Genomic DNA, 12,876 nt, shown 5'->3' on the forward strand with positions numbered 1-12,876 from the left:
CGCTTCAACGCCGAACACGCCTTCGGGCCGGCCTGTACGGCGCCTGGCGGCTGCGCGGAGATCATCGAAGGCTTGACCTGCAGGATCGATGCGCGGGCCTACAACCCAGATTTCCCAGCGACCTTCCCGCGTTTTGTTCAAGCGGCGCTGTGGTGCTTTTGCGCAGAGGCTGGCTGGGACATCTGCAACGGCAATCGCCTCGACGATCGGCTCGGCTGTCATCAGCGCGGGTGCCCAGCTTTCGAGGTCTGCGACCGTCGCTAGAACTGTCGCGCGAAAGCGCGCCTCTGCCAAACAGGTTGACAATAAGAATAAATACCTATATAAATGGTGGCGGGCGATGCGAAGCTGCCCAAACCCAAGGCCATGATGATTCGACCGCAGCCCACACGAAAGCGACCACATCGCCAACAGAGGTCACGGCCTGCATTGAGCCTCACCTACCCATCCACACCGAGCAAGGGGTCCCATCCGGGGCCCCTTTCGCATTTCAGGAGCCAGCCATGATCGAGATCGTCACCAGAACCCAGGAGCAGACGGAGAATCCCGACACTGGGAAGGGCAATGGCACCAGCACCAAGGCCGAAACCCCGGCTGCAAAGCCCGCACCCGCGCTGATCGTCTTCGGCGCCGATAAGGATGGGAAACCGCACGCCTCCTGGTTCACCGAGACTGATACCGCCCTTGCGACAAAGGCCGCCAGGTTGATGAACATGCGGACCCTGCCGCTTAATAATGAAGCCAACCGCACAATCCCCGCCGAGCTGCCCCAGGGCCGAGTTTTCGCCTCGGGGCGTGCCTTCGTGCCGTTCGTCAAAAAGGGCGTGTATGACCGCCTGAGCGCCTTGGCAGAGCCGGCCGAAGCCGCCACGGGAAGTGCGCCAGGCGAAACGGTTGTGCAGGGGCCGACTACGGCCACGGGCGATGCCGGCGACCAAACCTTCAAAGCGACAGCAACCGGCGAAGCCCGATATCCGCGGAGCTGGGCCGGTGTCGCAATCGGCAGCCTCGTGCTGATCTCTGAAGGCGAGCAGGACGGCTGGTACGAGGCAGAGGTGATCGAGGCCAAGGCCGGCGGGATCTACACCCTGCGCTGGCGCGACTGGTCGGACCTGCCCCTCCTCGTGCGCCGGCGCGAGCACATGGCCCTGTTGCACCCAAACACCGCCGCGGTCGAAGCGGCCTGAGGGGAGCTGCTGTGAGCACCCAGATCCATAACGCTGGGTCGAACCCCGCGGCGGCTGACCCCGTCGCGCGGGTGCGGACCCTGAACGATGCCTTCCGGCGCAGCTTCGCAGGGGGGCAGGTCGTCGAAACCCCGGGGGTGGTCGAGCTGCGCGAGGCCGACCGCATCACCCTGTTGCTGGCGGTTCGGCGCTTCGATCGCTTCGACGCCGACAATGATCCATACTGCGAACACGACTTCGGCGCGGTCGAGGTCGGCGGCCAGCGCTTCTTCTGGAAGATCGACACCTACGACCGGGCGCTGCTCGGTCATTCGCCGGACCCAACCGACCCCGCGGTGACGACCCGCGTGCTGACCATCATGCGCGCCGATGAGTACTGACGTGGCTCCTCCTCGAAAGGCTTCGCAACGGCAACGATGATGGCTTCGTTGTTTTCCGGCTATCGATCACCGCTGCACGCCAAACATCCAGCGACCGTCATTCCAAGGATCTTCTGGGCCGGCCGAGGCTTGGCATAACGGTCGCCTGAAATATTCTGGCCGGCGGTTTGGTCTGCTGCCGATCACGGCGGATATGCCGTGGCCGACGGGTACAAGATGGAGCTGGAACTTGCGGTTCAACCATGTCGCTAACCGGGTGAACCCGCATCATTTCCAGACCGTCGTAGACATGTTCGTACAGCAGCTGGGATTCGTGGAGCTGCGACTGACCGAACGCGTCGTGTGGCTCCGACAGCCCGGAGCCAATGTGGACCTGCAGTTCAGCCGTAGCGACACCGGGCACCGCGATCATGATCGGGAGCGCTCGCAGATCTCGTTTCTCAGCGACACCCCGAAGGCTGACCTCGACCAGTTGGCCGCGTGGTTCAAGGCGAAGGGGTTGGCCGCTCACGTCGATGCCTACTCGGATCGCGAGTTCTACCTAGACGTGCCGGCGGCGTTCGTCGACTTCGTCATTGAGGCGATGTTGCCCGAACTAGCGGCCTACGACGTCGTGGTATGACCCTTTGCGGGCATTGGGAATGTCCGCTCGAGGGCCGGCAGGCCTCACCGGTCAGAGAACCAGCGCCTCTGATCCGAAGCTGCAAGCTTGGAGCAGGCCCCTGAACTGGGCCGGAGGGAATTTCGAGATCGCCACGAACAATCCGAACGCCGCTGGACGTGATCGACATTAGGATCATCGTTTATTTGGCCCAACTGCCGGCGTCCATGTTGAAAGATGGCGTCGCCGGCACGATCGAATGGGACCCAAGCTGCGTCTACTCCTGCACGTCGGCGAACAAATTCAGGTGCGTCGCTCCGGTCGCACTCTGATGGGGTTGGTATCCTGTCGCGGCACGCTAAAGGTGTGCCAGCGAGCGATGCAGCGAACTCAGGACGCGCCCCGTGGTCGATCCAGTTACGAAGTCCCTCCTTTCCGACTTCCTGAGCAGTCAACAGATAGCGACGCCATCCGAGCCGGAGCAATTCGAGCACTTTGTAAATTACGTTGTCATGTTTGATCTGTTCCCAGAGGAATTCGACGTCGAGGACATCGCGACTGGTGCCGGTGAATTTGGACTCGACGGGCTCGCAATCATCGTCAATGATACCATTATCGTCGACGAGGAGCAGCTTGAGGATCTGGCTGACAACAGCAGCTCGCTCACGGTCCAGTTCGTATTCACTCAAGCTAAATCGGCGAAGAGCTTCAATGCTGGCGAACTCTCGCAATTCCTTCTCGCCGTGAACGATTTCTTCGGTGAGAGGATGGCGTTTGTTCAAGGCGAGAAGGTCCAGACGCTCCATCGGATCAAAAATAAGCTCTACGGATACGCTCCAAAGTTCGTCCGCGGGCTTCCGCGCCTCTCGCTCCATTACGCGACTACAGGCACCTGGCAGAGTGACCCCAACTTGATCGCCGTGCGCGACGCGCACCTCATCACCCTGCGCGAGAAGCACATGTTCAGCCAGGTCGACTTCCTGCCAATCGACGCCGCGCGCCTCCAGAAGCTCTATTTTCAGACAAAAAACGCGCTTAAAATCAGCGTCAATTTTCAAAGCAACATCGCCCTGCCAATGATCCAGGGCGTTCGGGAGTCTTATATCGGCGTCCTCTCGGTAGTGCAGTATCTAATGATCGTCCGGGACGAGCACGGCACGATCCGTCGCCGTCTGTTCTTTGACAACATCCGCGACTACCAGGGCGACACCGACGTGAACAGGTCGATCGCGGAGACGATCGCTTCTGAGCGCAGGATCGAGTTTCCGCTCCGCAACAACGGGATCACAATCGTCTCACGGAAGCTCCAGCGCGTCGGCAACGACTTCCAGCTCGAAGATTTCCAGATCGTCAACGGATGCCAGACCAGCCACGTAATCGCGAACAGCTGGAAGGAATCCTATGGGGACATGCTGATCCCGGTAAAGATAATCGTCACAGAAGACGAGGAGATAACTCGGAGCATCATCGTCGCTTCCAATTCGCAAAACGACGTCGACCGTGACAACTTCTGGGCGCTCGACCCGATACACAAGAAAATAGAGATTTTCTTCGAGGGAAAGGCCGGCGACGCCAGCCTCTTCTACGAGAGGAGACCTGGCCAGTACAACGCGGTCTCCAACATCGAGAAGGTGAGGGTCGTCACGAAGGACGGGCTGCTGAAGAACTTCGCCTCAGTATTTCTTGAGGAACCAAACCAAGTCGGCCGATATTATAAAGATCTGATTCCCCGAATCGGAAAGGATATTTTTAGTGCGCAGCACGAGGTGTTTCCTTACTATACGGCGGCTTTCTTCGCGTTCCGCCTCGAATGGCTATTCCGCAACCGCCGCCTGGACTCGAAGTACAAGCCTTTCCGATTCCAGCTTTGCATGGCGGCGCGTCTGATACTCGAAAGGGAGAGGAAGCTGGACGCGAGGAAGAAGCTCTTTAAGGGCAACTGCGAGGTGATGGACGCTGTCCTGATGGATGTAGACGCAAGCCAGGCGCTGTTCGAGAACGCGATCGCGGCCGTTGATGAGACCATTGCTGCGCTGGGCAGCCAAGTGGGGCTGGACAGGCGCACTGCGAAGATGAGGGATATGCGCGACAGCCTCCGCGCTCGCCTTGCGACCCAGAGCGCACCGCACGGGCAGCCGGTCGCTACAACCTGAAGCAGGCCTGCAACGATCAGGCAACGTTCTCGTGAAGCCTTTTGAAGCTGCCCACGTCCGCCTACCATGCCGGCTGGAACAGGGAGAGCTGGGACCGCCTCGTCGGCTTCCTAACTGCCGAGGGCGCGGTGCTCGCAGTCCAATCTGCGTTAGGCACTTTCGGGCGAAGGCCGCGGCGCTCCCGTATGTCCGCTTCCCGGCAGCGCGCCGAAGTCTGCAATTGGCGCATTCCAGAAGCGAGGTTGATCACAGCGCTCCGCCGTCGGCTCAGTCAGCGAGTCGAAGCTTCGCGCTTGGCCACCATTTGAAGACCTTTCAAGCGCCGTCGCAGCCCCACGATCTCAGCCCCCAACAGGCCGGTGATCGCGTAGCGGCGCTGTGCCTTCCGGGAGCCGTCCGGCCGCCGCGTCGTGATCGCTACCTCATGGATCAGCGCCCGTTGCCGTGCCTCAACCTTCGCTTGACGCGCCTCCGCGATGGCATTCGGCGGGGACACGGACACTCGCTTCGCCACTGCCCTCTGGCGCGCCCAGGCATGCAACCCCTCGCCTGGGATAGCTGCCAGCGCCTGAACCCGGCTCGGCAGCACCTTGGCAGATTCGAGGTGCTGAATCGCTCGGACGTCCCGGCTAATCAGCTTACGCGCCGCCAGCCGCTCGGCCGCAGCTTCACCGCCGTAAGAGACGAATCGCTCGACGATGAGGTGCAGGTCGTGAGTGGTCCGCGAGCGTTTGCGCCCGCTCAGGGTCTCAAGCTCGGCCATAATCGCGACATTCAGCGGGCTCGTGCTGATGCGGATATAGGTAGCGTAGGCCAGGGCGATGGCTTCGAGGTGCTGGGCGTCGGATGCCTTGCGGATGTTGAGACCGGCTCGCTGCAACCAGTCCGCGCTGCCAAGCGGCTGAGACCCATTACCCTTGGCTTGGTGCAGGAAGCGTTCGGCGTCGGCGGCCACGGCGTCGCGGCTGCCGGCCTCAGCGTTGGTTCGAAGTGACGCGGCCGGCTTGCTTGCAGGCTTTGCGGCCATCGACCCGTTAGTCGCTTTCACCGGATCGTTTCGACGCGGCGGCTCGGTCGAAGGGGAGGGGGGACGAAGTCGGTTAAACCGAAAGGCTGGAACCGTATCGTTGAGCATGGCCTGCATCTATCCCGAGTGAGTCACCGCGCTTCGAGTGAGGGCACCGCTTTGTCGGTATGAATTGGCGTGACCCCAAACAAAGCTCTGCCCGGCACCAATTAAATAAAACTGGAATTTAGAAAAATAAGGTTATTATTTTTATATTACTTCGCAAAAATTAGCCCAATCATCCATTAATTCGCGCCGCTTCTCGAACAAATCACCCCGCCTATAAGCTCGCTCGACCTTTGATTCGACGACGTGAGCTAGCGCCATCTCAACTACTTCGGATGGATAGTGCGTGATCTCGCTAGCCCAATCCCGGAACGAGGATCGAAAGCCGTGAACGGTCAGGTCGCTACGATCCATGCGCCGCAACAGCACCAGCATCGCCATGTTGCTAAGAGGACGACCATACCGGCCGCCGGGAAAGACAAATTCGCTGGCACACACCACGGCCATTTCGGTCAAAATGGCTTGCGTGGCAGCGGAGATGGGCACCCGATGCTCAACACCGCCCTTCATCCGTTCGGCTGGCACAGTCCAGGTTCCGGCCGCTAGGTCGAACTCGCACCACCGGGCACCGAGAGCCTCGCCTGTGCGAGCAGCTGTAAGAACCGTGAACTTTAAGAGCCGAGCCGCGATGCCCGGTTGTTCGGCAACACGCCTTAAGAATTCCGGCACCTCAGCGAAGGGCAGGGCAGGGTGGTGGGTGACGCGCTGAATTTTGGTTTTGCGGGGCAGGAGATTTTGAAGATGCCCTCGCCAACGCGCTGGGTTTTCACCAGCCCGGAAACCTCGGGCCTTTGCCCAATCGAGGATCGACTCGATTCTACCACGCACGCGAACAGCGGTTTCCGGCTTTGTGGTCCAGATCGGCTCGATCGCCTTGATAACGAGACCGGTGTCGATGGCTTGAACCGACAAATCACCGAATATGGGGTGCACGTAAGCTTCGAGGGTGGCGAGCCACTGAGCGCCGTGTTTCTCGTTCCGCCAACCCGCCTTGTGTGATTCGATGTAAGCTGCGGCGCACTGCCGAAACGTCATGGCACGCGCTGATTCGAGGGCCGCCGCTTGGCGCTGCTGACGGCGAGCTTCGATCAGATCGATACCCTCGTAGCAGAGCTTGCGGCACGTCAGAGCTTTGTCACGCGCTTCAGCCAACGAAAACGTGCCCGCCGAACCGAGGCCCATCTCACGCGATTTACCGCCAAGCGTGAACCGGAAGATCCAACTCTTGGCACCGTTGCCGGTAACTTGAAGCCACAAGCCACCCCCATCCCCGTACATGCCGGGGACCTTGAGCTTCGTAACTCCAAGGGCAGTCAGCTTACCCGGCACAGCATTCGCACCCACCCCGTTACCCACATCATAATTGTGGATTTGGCCAAACGCCAGCAGACACTCTCGGACGACTGATCCGACAAACCGCTTGGAGGTCAGGGGGTTAATGGACGAACGTGGACGTCGATGGATACGTCTTTGGCGGAAGCGGATGGGAATCGAACCCACCGTACGCTGTTGGCGTACCACTGGTTTTGAAGACCAGGGGGGCCACCAGACCCCGTTCGCCTCCACGGGCGGAGGTACGAGGCCCTGCCAGAGGGGTCAAGGGATGAGCGGGGTCGTCACGGTCGCGACGGCGCGAAAACCAGTCTCGTCCGACCGAGGTTTGACCTGCGATGCGCTGATCTGAAGCACCTGCACCGAAGGCCGTGCCGCAAGCCTAGCGCTCGCGCTCCGAAGCGTCGCGCCGATCCTGCCGGCTCGTGAACCAATAGACGAAGCCGGCGGTCGCCGCGAGCATCAGCGGGGTTATGATGGCAGCGGACAGAAACCCGTCGCTCATTCCTCAATCCCCCACAAAGCTCTCCGTGCAGCGAAATGTAAGCTCGCACTCTGAAACGCTCAAACGGAAGCGCCACGCGCACTGTGCCAGTGGCGGCCCCTGCGGCGGAATGGATCACCCACCAGCCTCCGGCGCGCCGCCATTCGTATTAATTCCGCCACACTGTTGTGGCCCTGCACCAGTCATGCCGTTCCTGCGACGCTCACCGCCTGTGGAAGGCCCTGCGCCGGACCCCGAGGAGGGTGTTCAGCCGTCTGCCGAGGGCGCAGGCGAAGGGGCAGGCTTGGCGGCCGAAGAAGCCCCTCAGGCCGAAACATCCCCGGAGCCGAGCACGCCGCTCGCGGAGTCGCTGCGGCCCGGGCCGCGCGGGCCGGGCTGGATCGGCGCCGCCGTGGTGGTGACCGCGCTGGTCTCGGCGCTGGCGACCTTCCTGATCCTGGCCGGGGTGATCCGGGTGACGCCGACGCCGGCCTACGGCGTCACGCTGCTCGGCATCAACGCCGCCCTGGTGCTCGGGCTCGTCTTCGTGATCGCCTGGGAGGCGCGGGTCTTCCTGCACGCCCGCAAGGCCAACGCGGCGGTGGCCCGGCTGCACTCGCGCATCGTCGGCCTGTTCTCGCTGATCGCGATCCTGCCCACCGTGCTGCTGGCCGTGGTGGCGTCGGTGACCATCGACCGGGGCCTGTCGCTGGGCTTCACCGACCGGGTTCGCGACGTGGTGCTCAAATCCGTCGAGGTCGCCGACGCCTACCAGGAGAACCAGTGCCAGTCGCTGGCCCGGGAGATCCGCATCCTGGTCGACGACCTGACTCGGGCGCGCCCGAACTTCGACCGGGACCGGGCCTGGTTCGAGAACTTCCTGACCACCCGGGCGACCAATCTCGGCCTGCCGGTGGCGCAGATCATGCGCGGGCCGACCGACGTGGTCGCCCGCGCCAAGATCGACGTGCTCAAGCAGGTGCGGCTGCCCTCGGCGGCGGCCTTCGAGGAGGCGGCGACCTCCACCGACCCGATCTGCCTGCTGCCCTCGGAGGGCCGTGTCTTCGCCGCGCTGCTGCGGATGCCCGCCTACGACGACGCGGTGCTGATGGTGCAGCGGGAGGTCAGCCAGCTCGCCATCGACTTCCCCGGCGTGTCGCGGGCGGCGGCGGCCGAGTACCTGACCTACGATTCGCTCCGGCGCTCGATCCAGATCACCTTCGCGTCGGTGTTCCTGCTGATCGCCCTGATCGCGCTGTTGTCGGCGGTGTGGTTCGGGATGAACTTCGCCAACCGGTTCGTGGCGCCGATCCGTCGGCTGATCAACGCCGCCGACCAGGTCGCGGCCGGCAATTTCTACGCCCAGGTGCCGACCAAGAAGACCAGCGGCGACCTGGCCCATCTCGGCGAGGCGTTCAACAAGATGACGCAGGAGCTGCGCCGCCAGCATACCGGGCTGATCGCCGCCAACGACCTGATCGACACCCGCCGCCGGTTCACGGAGGCCGTGCTGTCGGGGGTCTCGCCCGGGGTGATCGGCCTCGACGCGGCGGGCTTCGTCACCATCGCCAACCCGGCCGCCGAGCGGATGCTCGACGTGGAGAGCAACGCCCTGATCGGCCAGCCGCTCGCCCGGGCGGTGCCGGAACTCGCCCCGGTGCTCGCCGAGAGCGAGAGCCGCCCGCGCGCCCTCCAGCAGCAGCAGCTCCAGCTCACCCGCTCCCGGGGCGAGCGCACCGTGACCGTGCGGGTCACGAGCGAGCAGGCGCAAGCCGCCGCGCGCGGCTCGGTGGTGACCCTTGACGACATCACCGACCTCGTCCAGGCGCAGCGCAGCTCCGCCTGGGGCGACGTCGCCCGCCGCATCGCCCACGAGATCAAGAACCCCCTGACCCCGATCCAGCTCTCCGCTGAGCGCATCCGGCGCAAGTACGGCAAGGTCATCACCGCCGACAAGGAGGTGTTCGACCAGTGCACCGCCACGATCGTGCGCCAGGTCGACGAGATCAAGCGCATGGTCGACGAGTTCTCGGCCTTCGCCAGGATGCCCAAGCCCGCCATCGCGCCGAATGACCTGACCGAGATCGCCAAGCAGAACCTGTTCATGATGCGCGTGGCGCACCCCGACATCGACTTCGCGTTCTCGGCGCAAGGGGGCGCCGGCAGCGCGGAGAAGATCGTGGCGGCCTTCGACATCAGGCTGCTCAGCCAGGTGATCACCAACATCCTGAAGAACGCCGTCGAGGCGGTGGCGGAGGTGCCGCCGGCCGAACTCGGCAAGGGCAAGATCGGCCTGAGCTTGGCCGTCGAGGACGGTTTTGCGGTGATCACGGTGACCGACAACGGCAAGGGTTTTCCGGTCGAGGGGCGCCAGCGGCTGCTGGAGCCCTACATGACCACACGCGAAGGTGGCACCGGGCTGGGGCTTGCTATCGTCAGCAAGGTGCTTGAGGAGCACGGCGGCGGGATCGCGTTGAACGACAATCCCGCCGGCCGCGGCGGGCAGGTTCAGATGCGGGTCCCGCGCGAGCACGGACCCGAGCCGTCCGGCCCCGGGACCCGTTCCACCCCGACAGAGGAGAAGGGCGCCGCACCGACGGCCCCCCGGATCGCGGAGATGCACGCATGAGCGCCGATATCCTGATTGTCGACGACGAGGCCGACATCCGCGACCTCGTGGCGGGCATCCTCGACGACGAGGGCCACCGCTGCCGCACGGCCGGCGGCTCCGACGAGGCGCTGGCCGCCATCGAGGCGCGCCGGCCGCACCTGGTGTTCCTGGACATCTGGCTGCAGGGCTCGCGGCTCGACGGCCTGCAGGTGCTCGACCTGATCAAGGCGGCCAACCCCGACCTGCCGGTGGTGATGATCTCGGGCCACGGCAACATCGAGACCGCGGTCTCGGCGATCAAGGCGGGGGCCTACGACTTCATCGAGAAGCCGTTCAAGGCCGACCGGCTGATCCTGGTGGCCGAGCGGGCGCTGGAAGCCTCCCGGCTCCGGCGCGAGGTCCGCGACCTGACCGCGCGCTCCGGCAACCCGAACCGCATCGTCGGCGGCTCGCTGGCGATCAACCAGCTCCGCCAGACCCTGGACCGGGTGGCGCCGACCAACGCCCGGGTGATGATCACCGGGGCTCTGGGCTCCGGCAAGGAACTGGCCGCGCGCAGCCTGCACAAGGCCTCGGCCCGCGCCAACGGCCCGTTCGTGCTGCTCAACGCGGCGGCGATCCTGCCCGAGACCATGGAGGCGGAGCTGTTCGGGGTCGAGGGCGAGTCCGGCCGGCGGGTCGGCGCCCTGGAGGAGGCCCATGGCGGCACCCTCTACCTCGACGAGGTCGCCGACATGCCCCGCGAGACCCAGAACCGGATCCTGCGCGTGCTGGTCGACCAGAATTTCCAGCGGGTCGGCGGCACCACCCGGGTCCACGTGGATGTCCGGATCATCTCGTCCTCCTCCCGGGACCTCCAGGAGGAGATCGCCGCGGGCCGGTTCCGCGAGGACCTGTTCCACCGGCTCTCGGTGGTGCCGGTCCGGGTGCCGGCCCTGTCGGAGCGCCGGGAGGACGTGCCCGAGCTGATCCAGTTCTTCATGGACAACATCTCGTCCCAGACCGGCCTGCCCAAGCGGGTGATCGCCGAGGACGCGATGGCGGTGCTCCAGTCGCACAACTGGCCGGGCAACGTCCGCCAGCTCAAGAACAACGTCGAGCGCCTGATGATCCTGACCCAGGCCGACCCGGACCAGGAGGTCACCTCGGAGATGCTGCCCTCCGAAATCGGCGCCCTGGTGCCGACCACTCCGGGGGGCGCGGGCGGCGAGAAGCTGATGAGCCTGGCTTTGCGCGAGGCCCGCGAGATCTTCGAGCGCGAGTACCTCGTGGCGCAGATCGCGCGGTTCTCGGGCAACATCTCGCGCACCGCCGAGTTCATCGGCATGGAGCGCTCGGCGCTCCACCGCAAGCTGAAGTCGCTGGGCATCGGTCCGTAGGGATTCGGAAGGGGTTTCGGCCGCAGGAAGCCGGCCTCGGGACGGCGCAGGTCCGTGAAACTGGCGCCGATCCGTCACGGATCGGCCGGGCCGGGTCTTGCTTGCCCCGGGGCTTTCACGCCGTCATGCTGGAGACGCGGTCCCTGCGGGATGATCGGACGCTCCCGCACGTGGCGACCCAACGTTGCGTATACCCAACCCGGGCCTTTCGCGCCGGGACAACAAGAAGGCAAAGAAGATGGCGGGCGAACGCGCACAGAACCTTCAGGACACGTTCCTCAACCATGTCCGCAAGAACAAGATCCCGCTGACCATCTTCCTCGTCAACGGCGTCAAGCTGCAGGGCGTGGTGACCTGGTTCGACAATTTCTGCGTGCTGCTGCGCCGGGACGGGCACTCGCAGCTCGTCTACAAGCACGCGATCTCGACGATCATGCCGGGCCACCCGGTGCAGCTGTTCGAGCCGGACGAGACCCCCGAGAAGGCGTGAGTTTTTTGGGGGAGGAGGGCGCATCGGCCTCTCTCCCTCTGCCTCTGCGGGCTTGATGATCCGGGCACCGCGGCACTCCCTCCCCCCTCTGCGGGGGAGGGAGTGCCCTGCGTCAGCAGGGGTCGGGAGAGGGGAGCGACGGTGCAGGAAAAAGCTCCGGCTCACACACTCGCTCCGCGCCCCTTCCTGAACCCGGGTTCCCCTCTCCCGACCCGGCCTGACGGCCGGCCCACCCTCCCCCGCAGAGGGGGGAGGGAGACGCGGTGTTTCAGGCGCTCGCTGCCGAACCCGGTTTGCGGACATCGGCACGATCACGCGCATCCGCATCCCGTCCCTTGACAATGTTCCTATTTTGTGCTCATTAGCCGTCACCTGTCCTCCGGTGCCGCGGGGGTGACTTCGTGGCGCTCTTCGGGGGTCCGTCCGGTGGCTGACCGGCGGGCTCGGCGGACGGGGCGGTGCCCGCGTCGATGGTTCTCAGCCGCCATCGCCCCGGGCGGCGTGCCGATGCGGGGCGTGTCTCGGTGACGGGCGTGAGATCGGGCGGCAGTTTGCCCGGCGGGGTGCGGAAATGCCCCCGCGGCGACCCATCTCTGGGCGTGACCCTGAGCAACCTGCGGACCCGCCCACTACGAGGCGGAGGTCGGGTCGAAGGCCACGGCGGCGATGCGGGTTCCGGGGGCGTGTCTGGCCTGCGATTGCGGCCGGTCCGTCCCGCCTGGACCGCTAACGCGGAGTCGCGGGATCGGTGCGCCGGCAAGACATCGCGACGAGAAAGACGGCACCGGCCGGGGACCATGCCCGGTCGATGCCGCGGGTCGCCGCGGGGACCGGATCCCGCGCGTATTTGGCCGACACCTGGGTCCCCGCGGCGTCCCGCGTCCCTCGTGCTGGGTTTCTTGGGCCATGCCCCCGGCGCCGAAGGCGGGTGGGGACGATGACGGTTATCTGCGAGGAACGGCCCGCCCCATCCTGAAAAGTTGCCCGGCGGCGCCTCGGCCCCCGCCTGGCTGCTGGCCGCCAGCTTCTCGGCCGGCGCAGGCATCTGGAGCACCCACTTCATCGGCATGCTCGGCTACGATCCCGGCGTCGTGGTCGGCTACGAGATGGCCACGACGCTGCTGTCG

Annotated in this window: 11 protein-coding genes, 1 tRNA gene and 1 pseudogene; 9 read left to right on the forward strand and 4 right to left on the reverse strand. The window is 64.6% G+C overall.

All coding sequences use genetic code 11. The annotated features are described in order from the left end of the window. From MKL09_RS01135 to MKL09_RS32175, 5 genes and pseudogenes are all read left to right on the forward strand, one after another. A pseudogene (locus MKL09_RS01135) lies at nucleotides 1–264 on the forward strand (hypothetical protein); the annotation flags it as partial. 239 nt (nucleotides 265–503) lie between these two features. After that, nucleotides 504–1,187: a hypothetical protein gene (locus MKL09_RS01140; RefSeq protein WP_244017165.1), complete on the forward strand. Its 684-nt coding sequence runs from the start codon at nucleotides 504–506 to the stop codon at nucleotides 1,185–1,187. 11 nt (nucleotides 1,188–1,198) lie between these two features. Beyond that, nucleotides 1,199–1,567 (forward strand): DUF3768 domain-containing protein, encoded by a 369-nt coding sequence (locus MKL09_RS01145; RefSeq protein WP_244017167.1) that lies wholly within the window; start codon nucleotides 1,199–1,201, stop codon nucleotides 1,565–1,567. A gap of 229 nt (nucleotides 1,568–1,796) precedes the next feature. Beyond that, a complete protein-coding gene (locus tag MKL09_RS01150; protein ID WP_244017169.1) occupies nucleotides 1,797–2,189 on the forward strand; it encodes a hypothetical protein in 393 nt (130 codons plus the stop codon). Nucleotides 2,190–2,572: 383 nt separating this feature from the next. Next, on the forward strand, nucleotides 2,573–4,321 hold the full coding sequence (locus MKL09_RS32175) for an AIPR family protein (RefSeq protein ID WP_244017171.1): 1,749 nt from the start codon (nucleotides 2,573–2,575) through the stop codon (nucleotides 4,319–4,321). 271 nt (nucleotides 4,322–4,592) lie between these two features. On the opposite strand, the gene MKL09_RS01160 is transcribed toward MKL09_RS32175, so the two are convergent. The 4 genes from MKL09_RS01160 to MKL09_RS31915 all read right to left on the reverse strand — a co-directional run bounded on the left by MKL09_RS01160 (nucleotide 4,593) and on the right by MKL09_RS31915 (nucleotide 7,290). Then, the gene (locus tag MKL09_RS01160; protein ID WP_244017173.1) at nucleotides 4,593–5,456 is read right to left on the reverse strand and encodes a hypothetical protein; all 864 of its coding nucleotides are present in this window, start codon (nucleotides 5,454–5,456) and stop codon (nucleotides 4,593–4,595) included. Between the two features lie 141 nt (nucleotides 5,457–5,597). Next, on the reverse strand, nucleotides 5,598–6,782 hold the full coding sequence (locus tag MKL09_RS01165; RefSeq protein WP_409566886.1) for a tyrosine-type recombinase/integrase: 1,185 nt from the start codon (nucleotides 6,780–6,782) through the stop codon (nucleotides 5,598–5,600). A gap of 142 nt (nucleotides 6,783–6,924) precedes the next feature. After that, nucleotides 6,925–7,017: transfer RNA gene (locus tag MKL09_RS01170), tRNA-Sec, on the reverse strand. A gap of 150 nt (nucleotides 7,018–7,167) precedes the next feature. After that, nucleotides 7,168–7,290: a hypothetical protein gene (locus MKL09_RS31915; RefSeq protein ID WP_279601572.1), complete on the reverse strand. Its 123-nt coding sequence runs from the start codon at nucleotides 7,288–7,290 to the stop codon at nucleotides 7,168–7,170. A gap of 184 nt (nucleotides 7,291–7,474) precedes the next feature. Here MKL09_RS31915 and MKL09_RS01175 point away from each other — a divergent pair, with 184 nt between their 5' ends. From MKL09_RS01175 to MKL09_RS01190, 4 genes are all read left to right on the forward strand, one after another. Continuing rightward, complete coding sequence (locus MKL09_RS01175) at nucleotides 7,475–9,898, forward strand: sensor histidine kinase NtrY-like (RefSeq protein WP_244017175.1); 2,424 nt, start codon at nucleotides 7,475–7,477, stop codon at nucleotides 9,896–9,898. Continuing rightward, nucleotides 9,895–11,259 carry a sigma-54-dependent transcriptional regulator gene (locus MKL09_RS01180; RefSeq protein WP_244017177.1) on the forward strand — a complete coding sequence of 455 codons (1,365 nt, stop codon included), beginning with the start codon at nucleotides 9,895–9,897 and terminating at the stop codon, nucleotides 11,257–11,259. Before MKL09_RS01175 ends, MKL09_RS01180 begins: the two co-directional genes overlap by 4 nt. A gap of 238 nt (nucleotides 11,260–11,497) precedes the next feature. Further along, nucleotides 11,498–11,749: an RNA chaperone Hfq gene (gene hfq / locus MKL09_RS01185; protein ID WP_238249876.1), complete on the forward strand. Its 252-nt coding sequence runs from the start codon at nucleotides 11,498–11,500 to the stop codon at nucleotides 11,747–11,749. 980 nt (nucleotides 11,750–12,729) lie between these two features. After that, nucleotides 12,730–12,876, forward strand: a 147-nt coding sequence (locus tag MKL09_RS01190; RefSeq protein WP_409566887.1) for an MHYT domain-containing protein, incomplete at its 3' end; no start/stop codon positions are given.

This window comes from Methylobacterium sp. J-048 (assembly GCF_022829515.1).
Taxonomy (GTDB): domain Bacteria; phylum Pseudomonadota; class Alphaproteobacteria; order Rhizobiales; family Beijerinckiaceae; genus Methylobacterium.